This window comes from Blautia sp. AF19-10LB (assembly GCF_003461245.1).
GTDB classification, from domain to species: domain Bacteria; phylum Bacillota; class Clostridia; order Lachnospirales; family Lachnospiraceae; genus Blautia_A; species Blautia_A intestinihominis.
The window spans coordinates 1-17,022 of the sequence record NZ_QTWS01000010.1 but is presented as its reverse complement, the minus strand read 5'-3'; the positions used below and the strand labels follow the sequence as shown (position 1 = coordinate 17,022).

Here is a 17,022-nt window from a genome sequence, read left to right as displayed (position 1 = left end):
TATAGTTGACCGAGTTATCCAACTATAGTACGGCATTTACGTTATCGCATGTTGGAGGTGAGAAAAAACAAAGAATATGGGACGGAGGAGCTGCGCTGTCCTGTCTTTGGATAAATAAGTCTTTAGTAGTCTTCGTCGTAGTAGCTGTCGTCGTATGAATCATCGTAGGAATCATCATAGGACGAGTCATCGTATGATGAATCCTCAGAATCCTCGGAGGAGTCCCCGGAACTGTCGCTGCCGTCGGAATTTCCCTGCTGTGCAAGGTATTCGTCGGCGCTGGTGGACCAGATGTCGTCTACGATGTCTCCGTCTGAGTTGATCATGTTGAGTTCATAATCGAAGGATACATCGAGAAGGTCTGTTCTGGTGGATGGTTCTACATTCATGGACATGATCTCTTTAAATTTGGCCTGGAGGTTTGCCAGGGTGAATTCGTCTCCGATGATGTCTTTCACACCGTGCTGAGAAGCGAGTTCTTCGGTGTAGTCTTCGAGCATATATGGATTAAACACGCCTTCATCTTTGTTATAATGCATGACCATTGGTTTGACAGTCGGATCGAGGATATCGATCGTTGTTTCACCGTTCTTGACAGTTTTCTGGATGGTGAAGCTTGCCATTCCTTCCAGAAGCCCGGTAAGGGTCTGCTGAGTGGAAACGAAGTTTCCAAGGGAGTAGAAGATCAGCATATTGTGTCCCTGATCGTCAGACATCCGTCCATAAGGCTGCAGGATATGTGGATGACCGCCGACTACGACATCAACACCCTGCTGCATCAGGAAGGTGGCCCATTCTTTCTCATATTCCGTAGGCATCGGTTCTTCTTCCTTGCCCCAGTGAGCGACAAAGATCAGCACGTCGCTGGAGGCCTTGGCTTTCTGGATCATGGTGGAGACTTTATTCTTGTCGAAGAGATCAATCATGTATTCATTTCCTTCGCCGACCCCGCCGTTGTTGGTTCCGTATGTATAATCCAGAAAAGAAATCGTAATCCCGTTTACTTCCAGTGTCTTGACTGTATCAGCATCTTCCTGTGTCGGGTGGATTCCAAGGACAGGAACATCCGGATATTTGCTGCTCCAGAAATTAAAGGTTTCCTGAAGAAAATCAATTCCATAATCATCGATATGGTTTGTTGCGGATTCTACGACATCGAATCCTGCATTCATCAGTGCATCACCGACTTCCGTAGGAGTTGCAAAAGACGGGTAAGAGCTGACAGCATCATGTTCTGTAGTAAAAACAGTCTCCTGGTCGACCATTGCCACATCAGCAGCCTGGATCTCATCACGTACTTTGTCATAAATCTGATCATAATTCCAGGTTCCGGAATCATTTTCGCCGGATTCGATCAGACTTCCGTGATAAAGATTGTCGCCGACAGCGATCACACTTGCTGTGGAAACTTCCGGTTCTTCAGCAGCTTTCTTTGCCGCTTCTGCTTCCTTCTGGGCGACTTTGGCAGCTTCTTCTTTGGGTTTCTCGATAAGGTTGTAGTCAAGCTGACGTAACCCTGCAACGAGAAGCAGCAGTAAAATAACGGAGCAGATCAGACCAATACGGGAATTCATCTGTTCCCTGAGATTCAGTGGTATATTCTTATTTTTTTTCATAAATTTATTTCCTTTCATTTCCCCATTATAGCAAATTAAACTCAGCAAAAAAAGATGTTGTTAAAAAAATTGCTTTGTGTTTCAAATTACTTTACGCTATAATAAAGAAACAGACAGGGAAGGGGTATGCTGATGAATTCATACGAAACTGTAAATGATGTTCTGGTAAAACTGTTCAACGAGATCATGGATGTGGAAGAGCGTGCGCTGCTCACCTCAGAATATAAGGATATTTCCGTAAACGACATGCATGTGATCGAAGCGATCGGAATCCGGGAACCGAAGAATATGTCCACGGTGGCACGTGCGGTATCTGTGACGGTGGGAACTTTGACGATCGCGATCAATCACCTGGTCAAGAAGGGATATGTAGAGCGCAGCCGAAGCGAGGAGGACCGCAGGGTTGTACTGGTATCTCTTTCTGAAAAGGGGGAGAAAGCATATTTCCATCATCGGATGTTCCACGAGAAGATGGTCATGGAAGTGCTTGATGGCATGGACAAAGAAGAGACAGAGGTGCTGACAAGGGCATTGACGAAACTCCAGAAGTTTTTCCGGACTTATGGAAATGACAAATAAAAGAAATACAGAAAGCAGACATATCATCAGAACGATGGACATGCCTGCTTTTTTTATGCACAGCGAGGAGGTAGCATTATGAAGAACTGTCGGCAGCAGGCTGCATATATTTTGCAAGAACAGGAAACTGCACCGGGCCGATCTCCAGGACCTGGCGGTGGAATTCTCTGAGGTCAAAAGAATCTCCAAGTTTTTTCTGCTGAGAGGTCTTAAGGTCGAGAAAATTCAGATAGCCGAGATAGTATTTGAGATAGTTTCCGGGAGTTTCCACGATATACTGGTAAATCTCTGCGATTACTTTTTCATCCTGGATACCGAAAGCATTCAGGAACTTTGCGGCGGCAGCCTGATTCCAGCCCTGATAGTGGATACCGGTATCAAGCAGAGAATAAATACAGAGGTTGATACTGCGGTTTTTCCACATCAGGGTGGTGATATCAGCAGCAGCCTTGTCGGAGAGAAGGGAAGCGGCATACTGATATCCGTAGGATTCGACATAAGTCGCCCAGCCTTCAACATAGCCGCCCGAGGTGATCAGATATCGGATGTCGTCCGGCTGTGTCTTTCCGAAAAAAACAGTCTGGTACAGATGCCCCGGAAATCCTTCGTGGGATAGCGTTGTAAAAAGCTCCAGATTGGACCGGCTACCTGCACGGTTGATGTAGATCACATTCGGCCTGCCCGTATCCAGTGGCGGTGTGAGATAAAATGCAGGACTCAGAAAATCCTCCATGGATTCGTGAACATAGCGGATCTCATAATCGGTGGTATCGAGAGCAGGAAAATCCTTCTGCATCTGCTGGTTCAGATACTGAAGGGCAGACGCCGGTTCAAAATCTTTTATTTCTGCACCATTCGTGAGTTTTCGAAGGAGTGATGGCTGCTCTTTGAGCATCTGCTGGACCGTGTGCATATCTCCTGCAAGCTGAGAAGTAAGTCGCTGCTGGATCTTTTCGACGGAGAGATAAGAACCAGTCTGAGACTGCAGAAGATAACGGTAATATTCCTTCCCTCCTTTGAAATGACTGAGCCCACGGCTGGAAGTTCCGGTATTTTTTAATTCATTCAGCCCTGTCATCAGTTCCTGATAAGCAGGAATCACACTGGTGAGCAGGATCTCTTTGTGGCGTTCATTCAGCTTTGCCTGTTCTTTTTCAGAAAAACGGCCGTAATCTTTGAGTTTCCGGGCAAAAACATCCAGCATATAGTTGTTCTGTGGATCTTTGATAAAGGTACTGCACTGTTCCAGAATGCGGTTTAAAGTTGCATTGCTCATGAAATATCCTGCATCAGATCTGCGGCGTTCATAGGCGAGAATACTCTGAAAATATGGCTTTACCGAGGTGAGAAGGTTCAGATAGTCCGCAATATCCTGATCGTCATAAAAGGCATATTCTGCCAGCAGAACAGGAAGCTGTGCCTGGATGCCAAGACTTGGGCTTAACGGTTCGTCGAGAAGCGTATAATCTCTGGCAGAAAGCTGTGTCTGATAGTAAAGGAGCAGCATATCCCGCGTGATCTGATTTTGACGGGTCAGACCGGAAGGAGTGAAATCTTTCAGCTTCCGGAGATACTGCTCATATTTCTGATATGTAGCACTGGTGTCATCGGAGATCGTTCCGAGGGTGGGAGAAGGTCTGGAAATATGTTTTTTTTCGGGATAAGCAAGGGAATAATGGAGTGTCAGCATGCTTCCGGATATTTCTTCCTGAAAGATTTTTCGGGTGAGGGAGCGGAAAGCTTTGTCCTTAGATATTACACTTCCGGACAGCCATCCCATAAAAAGCCCGATAACCAGTGTGAGAGACAAAAGAAGTGCGATAACGATCGGAGAACGGGGTCTGCGAAGAGAAGGTTTCATAGATTCCTCTCAAAAGAAAGGTTTTTACTATCTTATTGGAAAAAACGGGATTGTATGCTAAACTTGGTTTCAGGAGTTAAGAAAGCGAGGTTGATCTAATGGAAGAAATATATGATCTGGCGATTCTGGGTGCAGGACCAGCAGGAATCTGCGCAGCGATCTATGCGACAAGAGGCAAGCTGAATACTCTGTGGCTTGAGAAGAAATTTGTGCAGGGCGGACAGATCGTGGATACTTATGAGGTGGACAACTATCCAGGACTTCCGGGAATCACAGGTCTGGATCTCGGAGAAACCATGGTAAATCACGCGGAGAAACTGGGAATCAAGCCAAAGAGAGAGCCGGTACTTTCCATCGAAGAGGAAAACGGGCTTAAAGTGATCCGCACAAAGAAGAACAGATATATGGCGAAAGCGGTGATCCTTGCATGTGGTGCGGCACACCGCCAGCTTGGGATTCCGGGGGAAGAAGAACTCAGTGGAATGGGCGTGTCCTACTGCGCGACCTGTGATGGAGCTTTTTTCCAGGATGGAACAGTTGCTGTAGTCGGAGGAGGAAATGTGGCAGTAGAGGATGCGATCCTTCTTTCCAGAACATGTAAGAAAGTTTATCTTGTTCACAGAAGGGATGAACTTCGCGCCGACAAGGTGCTTCAGGACAAGCTGTTTAAGTGTGCAAATGTGGAAATGGTCTGGGATAGCGTACCGACGGTTATCGAGGGAACTGACAAGGTAGAAGATATCAAAGTCCACAATGTCAAAACAGATGAGGGAAAAACGATCGCAGTTGATGGAGTTTTTATCGCTGTTGGAATTCTTCCGAATACAGAGAAATTCAAAGGGCTGGTTGATCTGGATGAGAGCGGTTATATCATCGCAGGAGAGGACGGTGTGACAAGTACACCGGGAATCTTTGCAGCAGGTGATATCCGTACCAAAAATCTTCGCCAGGTTGTGACAGCAGTGGCTGACGGGGCAAATGCAGTCGCCTCCGTGCAACGCTACCTGATAGAAAAATAAGCAGAAAATATGTAAAAAAGGCAGTTCTAGTGGATGGCTGGAGCTGCTTTTTTATTGCATGTCAAGACGTAAAATTTGCCTCGCTGCTACGGTAAATTGACAGGTGCGGGCGATTGTGATACCATAGGGCAGTATTTTGGCAAAAAATGGCAGTTTTTTATAAAGGAGAATTTGATGAAAAAAAGAATAACAGTGATGTTATTATGTGCATGCATGAGCGTTTCTGCATATACCGGTGTTCAGGCAGCGGACTTGAGTTCAGGAAGCTCAGACAGCGATGTTCAGATTGAAATGGAAGAAGTTGATGACAGTGAAGATGAGGCAGATTTCACAGATGCCGAGGACGGACTGTTCAGCGACGGAAGTGATGATACTCAGACTGGCGATATCAGCGCGATCGCAAACCAGATCGTAGCGCAGGCGCAGAGCCAGGCACAGGATTACCAGGAAAAGAAACAGGCATCCCGGAAAGTGATCGATGCCCGTGAAGTAGAGCGCAGAGCGCAGGAGATCAAGGAAGAGACCACAAGGATCCGCGAGGAAGCCCAGGAGGCAGCCAGAAAAAAAGCAGAGGAAGAAGCTCGCAAGGCAGAGCAGGCGCGTGTGGAACACAGAGAAAATATTGCACAGTTCGCCGTTCAGTTTGTAGGAAATCCATACGTCTACGGTGGTACAAGTCTGACAAACGGTGCTGACTGCTCCGGATTTGTAATGTCAGTCTTTAAAGAGTTTGGATATGACCTTCCACGAGTGGCAGCAGCTCAGTATGAAGCATCCCAGAAAAAAGATATCAGCCAGATGGAGACAGGCGACCTGGTATTCTACGGAGCAGGTGGGATCAACCACGTTGCTCTCTATATCGGCGATGGTAAAGTTGTCCACGCGCTGAACTCCAATAAAGGAATCGTGATCACAGATTACAATTACGATACACCGGTTGGAGTCGGAACCTACGTGAAATAAAATATACGAAAAACTATCAAAGATAAGGCCCCGGAACGCAAGATTCTGCGGGCTTTTTTGGTATAAAAAAAGCTGAGCCAGGGGAAAATATCTGCATGTATATTTTTATAACAAAAAACTGTGTGACAGTAATTTTGTCGAAGAAAATCGGACAAAATCGACCATCTGGCAAATTGCACAAAACTTGTCGGAAAATGTGGATAATGTCGATTTAGGTGCAAAAGTTATCCACATTTCAGAATGGTTGATTTTACTGGAAAATTGAGTTATACACAAAGTTATCCACATTATCCACAAAAATTGGATGTGGAATACCAGATTTACATAAAATGAAAAGAAACAAATGTTTTGGTCAATAATAATGAAAATAAAAAAATGACGAAAAAGATAATAAATCCTATTGACATTTTCATAGTGCAAATATTAAAAAGTTTTTCAGCCAAAAGGATTATTTTAAGGTTTCAAACAATAATTATCTGATAATTTTGCAAATAAATACAGCCCACCCGCATATTTGCGGTGTGGGCTGTATCCTATCTCCCGGAGGAGTTCTGTTTCATTCGTTTGATAACCTTCAACCTCGTAAATTCTTCACGTTCCTTTTCCTCAAGTGCATTCTGGATATCCTTAGTAAGTGCCTCATACTTAGGAATCGTGATGTTCTTGAGTGCATTGGCACGTTTCTGTGTCTTCTTGATATTGGCAGCCAGACGGATCGCGGCGTTTTCGATGCCGGATAACTGGATGGAAAGCTCTTTTACCTTTTCAAAAGCGGCCTTGGCTTCATCCAGTGACATTCTGGTGCTGTAATAAGCGTAGGTTGGTGTATTTGTCGTCTGCTTGTCATATTCCACAAGCGGGATCTCTGTACCCATAACGCTTCTGGTCTTGATGCGGATGGAGTTTTCCACAGGAACTGTGTACGAAACCTGTTCGACGAAGGCAATACCGAGTTCCATGTTGGCTTTCTGGAGTGCTGCATAGGCGGCACGGAAAGTTTCATCGATCTGGGACTGGATGTCCTTTGCCTGGTCGATCAGCTCCATCATTTCACGGATCAGAATGTTACGCTTCTTGTCCATCAGCTCAAATCCCTGGCGGGAGAGAGCGAGAGAGTTTTTTGCAAGGATGAGGTTTCCCTTGGTGGGGAAGGTATTAGGATCCATAAAATGTCACCTCCCCTCAGCGAACAGTTTCTTTGTAATACTTGTTCAGGATCTTGGTGTCGATACGGTCAAGTTCGTCCTTCGGAAGCAGTCCGAGAAGTTCCCAGCCTTTGTCCAGGGTTTCGGTGATGCTTCGGTTTTCGGTTTCAGACTGACCGACAAACTCTGCCTCAAAAGCTTTTCCAAATACCAGATAACGCTTATCCAGAGGAGAAAGCTCATCTTCACCGATAACAGAGGCAAGTGCTCTGGCATCTCCAACCTTTGCGTAGCAGGAGAAAAGCTGGTTTGCAACGTCCTGATGATCCTCTCTTGTAAAGCCCTCACCGATACCGTCCTTCATCAGACGGGAGAGGGAAGGAAGTACATTGATCGGCGGATAGATTGCCTGACCGTGAAGCTGGCGGTCCAGAACGATCTGTCCCTCGGTGATATAACCGGTAAGGTCAGGAATAGGATGAGTGATATCGTCGTTCGGCATGGTCAGGATCGGGATCTGTGTGACAGAACCTTTGCCGCCCTGCACGATACCTGCACGCTCATAAAGAGTAGCAAGTTCACTGTAAAGATAGCCCGGATAACCTTTACGGGAAGGAATCTCACCCTTGGAGGAAGAAACCTCACGCATTGCCTCGCAGAAAGAAGTGATATCTGTCAGGATAACAAGGATGTGCATGCCTTTTTCAAAAGCAAGATATTCTGCGGCGGTCAGTGCGATCTTCGGAGTCAGAAGTCGTTCTACGACCGGATCATTGGCAAGGTTCAGAAACATAACTACGTGGTCAGATGCGCCGCTCTCTTCGAAAGTACGGCGGAAAAATTCAGCGACATCGTATTTAACACCCATTGCAGCAAACACGATTGCAAAGTCCTCATCGGAGTCATCACCCAGAGAAGCCTGCTGTACGATCTGTGCGGCAAGCTTGTCATGCGGGAGACCGTTTCCGGAAAAGATCGGAAGTTTCTGTCCACGGATCAGGGTGGTCAAACCATCGATCGCGGAGATTCCGGTGTTGATATAGTTTCGCGGATATTCACGTTTTACAGGGTTCAGAGGAAGTCCGTTGATATTAAGGCTTACCTCCGGAGTGATCTCGCCCAGACCGTCGATCGGCTGTCCGATACCATTGAAGGTACGTCCGAGGATCTCCTCGGAAAGACCGATCTCCATCGGATGCCCTGTAAGGCGTGTGTGTGTATTGCTCAAGGACATGTTGTCTGTTCCCTCAAAAACCTGGATAACAGCTTTGTCCTCATAGATTTCTACGATACGACCGATCTTCTGTGTTCCGTCATCCATGTGAAATTCTACGATCTCTTCATAGGATGCGTTTTTTACCCCTTCCAGAACTACCAGAGGGCCGTTTATCTCGCTTAATCCCAGATATTCGATTGCCATAAATAAGTCCCTCCTGTCAGCCGTTTTTCTCTAATACTTTGTTGTAGAATGTGTCGATGTCCTGTCTGTATTGTTCAAATTTGTCCAGCTCATTGTTCGGAACATCGTATTTGATCGAAATGATACGTTCAAAAATATTGTCCTCTTTTAATACGGAAACAGGCATACCTCTGTTGATGAGTGCCTTGGATTTCTCATACAGATAAAGGATTGTTTCCATCATCTGGAACTGTTTTTCCATTGGAACGCAGGTATCTTCCTGATGGAAAGCGTTCTGCTGGAGGAATCCCAGACGGATGACTCTTGCAATCTCAAGTGTCAGTTTCTGGTCATCCGGGAGGACGTCACTACCGATCAGTTTGACGATCTCCATAAGAGAACTTTCCTGGTTGAGAATCGCCATGAGCTGGTTGCGGTCTGCGACAAATTTCGGGGAAACGTGAGTCCTGTACCACGGAGTCAGGTCTTCCAGATATTCACTGTAACTGGTCAGCCAGTGGATTGCCGGGAAATGTCTCGCGTAGGCAAGAGATTTGTCAAGTCCCCAGAAACAGCGGACGAAACGTTTGGTGTTCTGTGTGACCGGTTCGGAGAAATCACCGCCCTGTGGAGAAACAGCACCGATAATAGAAACAGAACCTTCTGTTCCGTTGAGATTCTGCATCATGCCGGCTCTCTCATAAAAGGCGGAAAGCTTGGAAGCAAGATAAGCAGGGAAACCTTCCTCAGCAGGCATTTCTTCCAGACGGCCGGATAACTCTCGAAGAGCTTCTGCCCAACGGGAAGTGGAGTCTGCCATGATCGCTACATCATAACCCATGTCGCGGTAATATTCAGCCAGGGTGACACCAGTGTAGATAGATGCTTCACGGGCTGCTACAGGCATGTTGGAAGTGTTGGCAATCAGAGTGGTACGGTCCATCATCAGGTTTCCGGATTTCGGGTCGATCAGTTTGCTGAAGTCTTCGAGAACCTGTGTCATTTCGTTTCCACGCTCTCCGCATCCGATGTAGATGATGATATCCGCATCGGACCATTTGGCGATCTGATGCTGTGTCATGGTCTTTCCTGTACCGAAACCGCCCGGAACAGCAGCAGTGCCGCCCTTTGCGATCGGGAACAGGGTGTCAAGGATTCGCTGACCGGTAATAAGTGGAACGCTTGCCGGGTAGCGGAGCTGTGTCGGCCTTGGGATACGGATCGGCCATTTCTGGGCGAGTGCCAGATCTCTGGTTGTTCCATCGTCCAGCTGGACAGTTACGATTGGTTCCAGGATCGTGTAATCGCCATCCGGAACAGCTTTGATAACAGTTCCACCCGGGACATCCGGAGGAACCATGGATTTGTGAAGGATAGAAGCAGTTTCCTGTGTTTCTGCAATGATCGAGCCAGGCTGGACGATATCGCCCTCCTTTACGGTCATATGGACGGACCATTTCTTCTGGGTGTCGAGAGAGTCTACGCTGACACCACGGGAGATATATTTGCCGGAAGATTTTGCAATCTCTTCCAGTGGACGCTGGATACCGTCAAAAATATTGTGGATGATACCAGGTCCGAGAAGAACAGAGATGGCATCGCCGGTGCCGGTAACAGTCTCGCCCGGACGGAGACCGGTGGTCTCCTCAAAAACCTGAACGGTGGTCATGCCCTTTTTGAGTCCGATGACTTCGCCTACCAGGTTGTCTTTGCCGACATAGACCATCTCGGAGATCTTGAAGCCGGGATCGCCTTTCAGATAGATGACGGGACCGTTGACACCGTAAATAATACCTGTTTTATTCATGATTCAGTCCTCCGTCAAATTTGAATTCTTTGCGCATTGCGGCCAGATTTGTGGCAAAGGAGTTATCGATCAGGATGTTTTTGCCCGGAATCTCCGCGCGGATCCCTCCGAGAAAATCTTCGGAAGAAACGAGGAGTGTACAGCCTGTCTTTGCACTGAGTGCATCTGCAAGTTCTTTGTCCCCGGCAGAAAGATAGATCTGGATCTCGTCATCTTCTGCGAAATCTTTTGCTTCTTTGATGCGGCGGCAGAGATAATCGCTGTATTCCGGGGTGGAAGTAAACCTGAGGGCTTTGTCTCTGACTTCAGCAAAAAGTGATTCTTTGAGTTCATTCTGTCTGAGAGACCAGTCTCTCTTGAGAGTGATCTGTTCAGCAGAAAGCGCCTTGTTTACTTCTCTTCGTACATGTTCGGCCTCAGCTTTGACTTCAGCTTCGGCAGTCTGTGTTCTGGATTGTTTATGTTCCTCCAGGACCTGCTCAAGATATGCCTTGTGGTCCTGGATGGCTTTGGCGGCATCTTCACGGGCCTCATCCAGGGAGACCTCATAAAAGTGCTGCAACTTTTCATCTATTGTCATTACATTTCACCTGCCTATAGTTTCAATCCGATTGCTTCATTTACATATGAAGTGATAAAGTCCGGCTTGCGGCCGGTGCCGTGTCTGTCAGGGATTTCGATGATCAGCGGCGTTTTGTGATGGAGCCGGACTTCATCGATGATCTCAGGAAATTCTCGGCCGAATTTCTCGGTAAGGAGAATGATCCCAATTTCTTTGTCAGAAACTGCATATTCCAGAGATTCCTTCAGTTCACTTCGTTCATGGACAACAACGCCCTCCACACCTGCCAGACGCATTCCGGTGTAGGTATCGACGTTATCGCTGATAAGATACATTTTCATAGAAACCGCCTCTTAGATCAGAGTTTACCAAGGATCATAAAGGAAATGATCAGTCCGTAAAGTGCGATACCTTCTGCCATAGCTACGAAGATAATGGATTTACCAAACAGGGAACCATCTTCGCTCAGGGCACCGAGAGCTGCGCTTGCAGAGCTTGCAACGGCGATACCGGAACCAAGACCGGAGATACCTGTAACGAGAGCTGCACCAAGGTAGCCAAGACCTGTAGCGAGTCCGTCAGCAGAAGAGGAAGCAGCCTGTACGCTTGCTGTTCCTGCGAAACTTACGATGGTTGCTACGAGAAGCACGCCGAAGAAAAGGAAGCAGTTGGCGATCAGAGATTTTTTGTAGCGTTTTTTGCTCTTTTCTCCGAGGAAAAAGCAGCCAAAAGGTACGATAATGCTGAGTGTCAGTGCGATTGCGGTTACGATTTGAATGATCATGTTCATGGTGATATCCTCCTGATATAAAATAAAATCTGTTATTTTACTGAGCTGTTTTGCTGTTTTTTTTCATAAAAGGCTGGAACTCGCGTCCGTTTCCTGCATAGAAACGACTGAAGATCTCATAATATTCCAGACGTAAAACCTGAATACCAACGATCAGTCCCTCCATGGCACATACGAAGATGTTGCCGAGGATAACGACGATCCAATTGGGACTTCCTCCCTCTGTGGCTCCGGCGAGCATCAGGACAACCTCCATCATGGCGGCGTGGCTGACGGCAAAAGCACCGATACGCAGGAAGGAAAGTGTGTTGGAAAGGTAACTCAGCAGAACTTCAAATAATTCAAAGAAGCTCTGGACAAAGAACATACCTTTCTGTTCCGGAAAGATCTGTGATTTTTTCTCTACCAGGTTGGTGAGAGGCTCTTTGAGGAACATCAGGATCAGCGGAACTGCAAACATTACAGTCAGGACTGCGGCTGCCGGAAGTTTTTTGCCGGAGATGAACAGTCCGACGGTCAGTACGATAGATCCATAAAATACAAGTCCGGCTACGGCATTGCTGTCGAACCAGGTTCTCTCGACATCTTTGTTCCGTATGGAATTGATGATGTTAAATACCATACAGATCAGAATGATAAACATTCCGAAGCCGATCGCGATCACGAATACGGCATTCAGACGTCCTACAAGCGGCACATCCATCATGGCATTCATAGGTTTGAGCCACCGTGCCTTGAGGACATCTTCGAATCCAAAGAAGCTTCCGTACATAAAACCGAAGAAAACGGAGAAAACACCGGCACAGCCGATGATGCCTGCGAGATCCATCTTTTTGGTTTTGTAGAGGAACAGTCCGCCGAGGAACAGGACCAGTCCCTGTCCGACATCTCCGAACATGGCTCCGAAGATAAAGGAGTAAGTGATCGCCACAAACCAGGTCGGGTCCATTTCGTTGTAAGCCGGAAGACCGTACATCTTGACATACATTTCAAATGGTTTAAAAAGTTTCGGGTTTCGAAGCTTGGTCGGCGGTTTTTTCTTCGCCGGTGCCTGCTGATCTTCCATGAGACAGAAGATCTTGTCATCATCCTGGATGTCCTTCTGGAATGCGAGGGCATCTTTTTCGGTCATCCAGCCGCAGAGGATGTAGAATGTGTTCGCTTCACCCTGTGTGCAGGCTGCAAGTTTACGGATATCGAAATTTCTTGAGCAGGCTTCCAGGGCTGCCTTGGCAGAAACAATCTTGTCGGCGTAGCTTGTGAGGAAATGCTGATATTCTGCCTTGTTTGCATCTAATCCTGCGTGGATATCGCGGTGGCGTTTGTCGAGTTTCTCGAAAGCCTGTCTGGCGGTACCCTGGTATTCATCCGGAACGAAGATACGTTCAAAATGCATGGAAGAATAAACAGCATGTACCTTATGAGCTTCGTGTTCAGGGACAAAATAAACGCCGTAGACGTACTGGTCATCTTCTCCGCATTTGATGAATAAGGTGTCCAGATTGTCATAAATGTATTTCTCAAATTTCTGCAGATATTGTTTCTCGATACGTCCGAACCGATAATGGATATATTTGAAGTTCAGGATTGTTGAGATATCGTAATCCAGATCTTTGAAAGGCCGGATGATCTTGAGTGATTCTACCATTCCGGCATGTTCTTCCTGAAGTTTCTGTTTCTGCTCCTCCAGGATATTGGCATGTTTCTGGATCCTGTCGACAGTGGCGAGAGCAGTTTCAACATCCATCTGTTCGGAAGTGGCTCTCTCGGATTCATCGAGCTGTTCGTAGAAACTGTCAATGATCGTTAATGCTTCCCGATAGGGGTTGATCTCCAGAAAAGGCGACAGGTTGGCGACATCCGTGAGCTCTGCGAGAGCACTTTCCAGATGGATCTCGTACCTGGAAAGGTAGGTCTTGGTCAGTCTGTCAATATCCGCCTTTGGCCCGGTGATGCTTAAAAATTTCATTTTTTCAATCAAAGTAAAATACCTCCGGGATTTTAATTGTTACGAATATACCGTATTGCTTCTTCCGCCGGGATACCATAACGGACACACTCGATGGCAATGGTCAGGCGGTTTACTTCGTGTTCTTTGTGATACAGGTAGGAGTACAGGACTGCCACAGAATAAGGATCCTTGCGTGCTTCTTTTTCCAGAGTGGTGCGAAGCATGTAGTTATAGAATTCTTCGATATTCTGGGCGGAAATATGACTGTATTTCCTGCCGTAGTAGGTCTTGCGGAAAATAGACTGGGTCTCTTCATAGGATGCGGCTTCCACAAGAGAAGAGATTTCTTCTTTTTTGAGTTTGTAATTCATTGGGATCAGCAGCGCGTAAATGTCAGCCGATGCCATATTGAAATAACGCTTGGAGCGGAAGATAAACTGAAGGTTCAGCATATCGAATTTCTCTCCATAAGCTTTGGTGATCTCTGCGAGATCATTTCCGGAAAAAAGTTTCTTACGCACATGCCAGATCAGGGAAAAATAATAAAGGTCGAGAGCCATTCCATAATCAAACAGAAGTGCATTTTCGCGATTCTGGATTCTGGAGAGCGGACCATAGAATTCATTTCCCTTCAGAGCATTGATAAATTCCTCCATATTGGTGCAGGCGACCAGTCGGTCAATATCCAGCCGGGAATGTCTGCGAAAAAACTCCCGATAAGGAGAAACATCGACGGGATCCGTGTCGCGGTGATCAAACAGGTTGGTCATGATCTCCTTGAGAACACGGATCTCGTAGCGCCTGGAATAAAGATCCAGGAATTTACGCTGTTCCGGGTTCGCAAACTGATATATTTTTGAAAAATTGTGAAAGATCGAGGTTTTCAGTGATTTTTCAAGCAGTCCTCTGTGGCTCGTCGTCTCATCCAGAGAAGCCCAGAGTTTGGAATATTCCGGTGTTTTTTTGAGGTAGGCTGCTACCTGTGGGACACTGGAAAGTTCCAGGATTTCACGGATCTGTTCTTCGCGGGTCAGCTTGCTCTGCATGGCACGGATCTTGGTGGAGATTCCGCTGTAAGAAAGGAGATTTCCCATATTGCGTCACTCCTTTCAGCATTCAAGGAGCCTGTGGAATAAATCTTCCGAGAGCTGCTGGTGGTTTTGTCTGTAATAAGCATCCAGATCGTTAAGAGTCTTCTCTGTTTTTTGTCGGAGAAGTGTAAGTTCCTGGTCTTTCTGCTCTTCAAGACTGTTGCGAAGTTCCTGTATTTTTTTGTTGGTTTCCTGCTCCAGAGCTGCATCGAAATCCCTGCATTGCTGTTCCATTTCTGAGGAAAGAGCTGCTTTCGTCCGGTCCGCATCTTCCATGATACGTCGGGCAGTCGTTTCTATTTCAGATAACTTGTTAAGTATCTGCTCCATTTTTTACCCTCCTTTGACCTGGTTTTATTGGAACTTGACCATATAATACACCTTTTACGTGTGGATTTCTAGTATATATTGCATAAAAAGTGGTCGAATTCTTTATATTAAATATACAAAATACAAAAGAAACAATAATTACGAATAATACTTGTTCCAAATATAAAAAACATGTATGATAGAAAGAAACAGGATAGAAAAATGGAGAATATTATAGATTATGAGATTAAGAAATATACCAGGCGCGAAGGACGCCATTACAGGAAGTAACTATGTAGTGCAGGAACCGGCATCACATAAGGGCAAATGGACTCAGGTGTTCCCGAAAGACCAGCCGCTTCATATCGAAGTTGGTATGGGAAAAGGCCGCTTTCTTATGGATATGGCGAAGCTTCATCCGGAGATCAATTATGTAGGGATCGAGATGTATGACAGTGTGCTTCTCCGTGCACTCCAGAAGAGAGAGAGACTGGAGGAAGAAGGAGAGAAGCTTACAAATCTGATGTTCATGTGCATCGATGCAAGACTGCTCCCGGAGATCTTTGAGAAGGGTGAAGTGCAGAAGATTTATCTGAATTTCTCCGATCCGTGGCCGAAGGCACGCCATGCGAAGCGCAGACTGACGTCCCGTGAATTCCTTGCGCGTTATGAGCAGATCCTGGCAGATGACGGAGTGGTGGAATTTAAGACAGATAATAAGGGATTATTTGAGTTTTCTCTGGAGGAAGTCGAGGCGGCAGGATGGAAGCTCCTGGCACATACCTTTGACCTTCATAATCAGGCAGAGATGATGGAAGGTAATGTGATGACGGAGTATGAGGAGAAGTTTTCTTCTATGGGAAATCCTATTTGCAAATTGATCGCGAAGCAGGGCGCACATACGAAATAGAAAGAGCATATTATATAGGAAGAATCTTCGCAGCGTGGCTGATGCCGGCTGCGGGGTACAACTTCCGGAGGATATGCCATGCCAGCCAGAAAAGGAAACAACCGCGTTCAGACAAAGCTCGCCCAGTTTACCTACGACCACAGGCAATTGAATGATCGCATGTCAAAAATCAGGAAAAACGCCACAGAATTAGGCAAATTCCTTGACTCTATGCCGCCGAAAAAAGGCGGAAAACAGGAAAAATAAAATTTTTTTAAAAAATTATAAAATTTTTCTTGACTTTTGTCACCAGGTTTCATATAATAATTCTTGCGTTGAGGAACAGACGCACAATCAAATAGCAAATGCGCTTTTAGCTCAGTTGGTAGAGCACCTGACTCTTAATCAGGGTGTCCAGGGTTCGAGCCCCTGAAGGCGCACTAAGAACACTGTTTTTGCAGACGTAGGAGCTGCGGGGACGGTGTTTTTCTTTGGTGATAAAAAACTCAGTGTTTATGCGGGTTTGCGGGATCTTAATCATTTTGTTATATGCCTCAAAAAAACTTTCTAACATCTTTTTTACATCTTCTAAAGCAAATCTTAATTTGAATACAATGTATTCAAGATATCTTTAAAGCATTTTCCATATGGGCAGCTGCTACACAGCTTGAATGTGATATATCTTGCTGAGTGAACTACTTTTGTAGCAATCTTCAGCAGTTTTAAACGGACGGTATCAATGCGTTGTTTCCGCATTTTTGCTGATAATACCAATCATCTAAACCAATTAAATATGTTATAGGCAAGAGCATGTACCTGGACTCTGTTTGCATTTACAATTCTGTTGTGACTGCTCACCGCAGAAAAATCAAAACCGGATTTGCTTTCTTTGATGAAGTTTTCCATCAGCCGGATAACATAGCTTGTTCCGTTTTCCTCACACTGCTTATAGAGATCAGGAGTTGCAAAACCACTATCGCCGCGAAGCAGGAGATGGATGGTTGGATAATCATTCAGGTACTCGTCGAGAATCGGCTGCAG

General features: G+C 46.0%; 16 protein-coding genes, 1 tRNA gene and 1 pseudogene. 6 read left to right on the top strand and 12 right to left on the bottom strand.

Annotation, left to right across the window (positions count from 1 at the left end; translation table 11 throughout):
* Window positions 1–122 precede the first annotated feature (122 nt).
* A complete protein-coding gene (locus DWX28_RS07415) occupies window positions 123–1,616 on the bottom strand; it encodes a CapA family protein (protein ID WP_118252313.1) in 1,494 nt (497 codons plus the stop codon).
* A gap of 132 nt (window positions 1,617–1,748) precedes the next feature.
* Here DWX28_RS07415 and DWX28_RS07410 point away from each other — a divergent pair, with 132 nt between their 5' ends.
* Window positions 1,749–2,195 carry a MarR family winged helix-turn-helix transcriptional regulator gene (locus tag DWX28_RS07410; protein ID WP_118252362.1) on the top strand — a complete coding sequence of 149 codons (447 nt, stop codon included), beginning with the start codon at window positions 1,749–1,751 and terminating at the stop codon, window positions 2,193–2,195.
* Window positions 2,196–2,271: 76 nt separating this feature from the next.
* On the opposite strand, the gene DWX28_RS07405 is transcribed toward DWX28_RS07410, so the two are convergent.
* On the bottom strand, window positions 2,272–4,056 hold the full coding sequence (locus tag DWX28_RS07405; protein ID WP_022215081.1) for a DUF885 domain-containing protein: 1,785 nt from the start codon (window positions 4,054–4,056) through the stop codon (window positions 2,272–2,274).
* Between the two features lie 98 nt (window positions 4,057–4,154).
* Here DWX28_RS07405 and trxB point away from each other — a divergent pair, with 98 nt between their 5' ends.
* Window positions 4,155–5,075 (top strand): thioredoxin-disulfide reductase, encoded by a 921-nt coding sequence (gene trxB, locus DWX28_RS07400; RefSeq protein WP_022215080.1) that lies wholly within the window; start codon window positions 4,155–4,157, stop codon window positions 5,073–5,075.
* A gap of 174 nt (window positions 5,076–5,249) precedes the next feature.
* Window positions 5,250–6,038, top strand: a complete 789-nt coding sequence (locus DWX28_RS07395) for a C40 family peptidase (protein ID WP_022215079.1) — start codon at window positions 5,250–5,252, stop codon at window positions 6,036–6,038.
* A 533-nt stretch (window positions 6,039–6,571) separates the two neighbouring features.
* Here the strand turns inward: DWX28_RS07395 and DWX28_RS07390 are convergent.
* Genes DWX28_RS07390 through DWX28_RS07350 form a run of 9 tightly spaced genes read right to left on the bottom strand, consistent with a single transcriptional unit; the run spans window position 6,572 to window position 15,113 of the window.
* The gene (locus DWX28_RS07390; protein WP_022215078.1) at window positions 6,572–7,204 is read right to left on the bottom strand and encodes a V-type ATP synthase subunit D; all 633 of its coding nucleotides are present in this window, start codon (window positions 7,202–7,204) and stop codon (window positions 6,572–6,574) included.
* A 16-nt stretch (window positions 7,205–7,220) separates the two neighbouring features.
* Window positions 7,221–8,603 carry a V-type ATP synthase subunit B gene (locus tag DWX28_RS07385; protein ID WP_118252312.1) on the bottom strand — a complete coding sequence of 461 codons (1,383 nt, stop codon included), beginning with the start codon at window positions 8,601–8,603 and terminating at the stop codon, window positions 7,221–7,223.
* A gap of 16 nt (window positions 8,604–8,619) precedes the next feature.
* On the bottom strand, window positions 8,620–10,389 hold the full coding sequence (locus DWX28_RS07380) for a V-type ATP synthase subunit A (RefSeq protein ID WP_118252311.1): 1,770 nt from the start codon (window positions 10,387–10,389) through the stop codon (window positions 8,620–8,622).
* Window positions 10,382–10,969 (bottom strand): V-type ATP synthase subunit E, encoded by a 588-nt coding sequence (locus tag DWX28_RS07375; RefSeq protein ID WP_022215075.1) that lies wholly within the window; start codon window positions 10,967–10,969, stop codon window positions 10,382–10,384. Before DWX28_RS07375 ends, DWX28_RS07380 begins: the two co-directional genes overlap by 8 nt.
* A gap of 14 nt (window positions 10,970–10,983) precedes the next feature.
* A complete protein-coding gene (locus DWX28_RS07370; protein ID WP_022215074.1) occupies window positions 10,984–11,292 on the bottom strand; it encodes a V-type ATP synthase subunit F in 309 nt (102 codons plus the stop codon).
* 17 nt (window positions 11,293–11,309) lie between these two features.
* Entirely contained in the window at window positions 11,310–11,741 is a 432-nt protein-coding gene (locus DWX28_RS07365; RefSeq protein WP_022215073.1) for an ATP synthase subunit C, read from the bottom strand.
* A gap of 37 nt (window positions 11,742–11,778) precedes the next feature.
* A complete protein-coding gene (locus tag DWX28_RS07360) occupies window positions 11,779–13,722 on the bottom strand; it encodes a V-type ATP synthase subunit I (RefSeq protein ID WP_118252310.1) in 1,944 nt (647 codons plus the stop codon).
* Window positions 13,723–13,742: 20 nt separating this feature from the next.
* Entirely contained in the window at window positions 13,743–14,786 is a 1,044-nt protein-coding gene (locus DWX28_RS07355; RefSeq protein WP_118252309.1) for a V0D/AC39 family V-type ATPase subunit, read from the bottom strand.
* Between the two features lie 15 nt (window positions 14,787–14,801).
* Window positions 14,802–15,113 (bottom strand): hypothetical protein, encoded by a 312-nt coding sequence (locus DWX28_RS07350; RefSeq protein WP_022215070.1) that lies wholly within the window; start codon window positions 15,111–15,113, stop codon window positions 14,802–14,804.
* A 220-nt stretch (window positions 15,114–15,333) separates the two neighbouring features.
* Between DWX28_RS07350 and trmB the strand changes: the two genes are divergently transcribed.
* The 3 genes from trmB (at window position 15,334) to DWX28_RS07340 (ending at window position 16,421) form a co-directional block, all read left to right on the top strand.
* Complete coding sequence (gene trmB, locus DWX28_RS07345) at window positions 15,334–16,002, top strand: tRNA (guanosine(46)-N7)-methyltransferase TrmB (RefSeq protein ID WP_118252308.1); 669 nt, start codon at window positions 15,334–15,336, stop codon at window positions 16,000–16,002.
* Window positions 16,003–16,080: 78 nt separating this feature from the next.
* Window positions 16,081–16,248 (top strand): hypothetical protein, encoded by a 168-nt coding sequence (locus DWX28_RS19360; RefSeq protein WP_158565294.1) that lies wholly within the window; start codon window positions 16,081–16,083, stop codon window positions 16,246–16,248.
* A gap of 100 nt (window positions 16,249–16,348) precedes the next feature.
* A tRNA-Lys gene (locus DWX28_RS07340) sits at window positions 16,349–16,421 on the top strand.
* Between the two features lie 160 nt (window positions 16,422–16,581).
* On the opposite strand, the pseudogene DWX28_RS07335 reads toward DWX28_RS07340, so the two are convergent.
* Window positions 16,582–17,022: pseudogene (locus tag DWX28_RS07335) on the bottom strand (transposase); the annotation flags it as partial.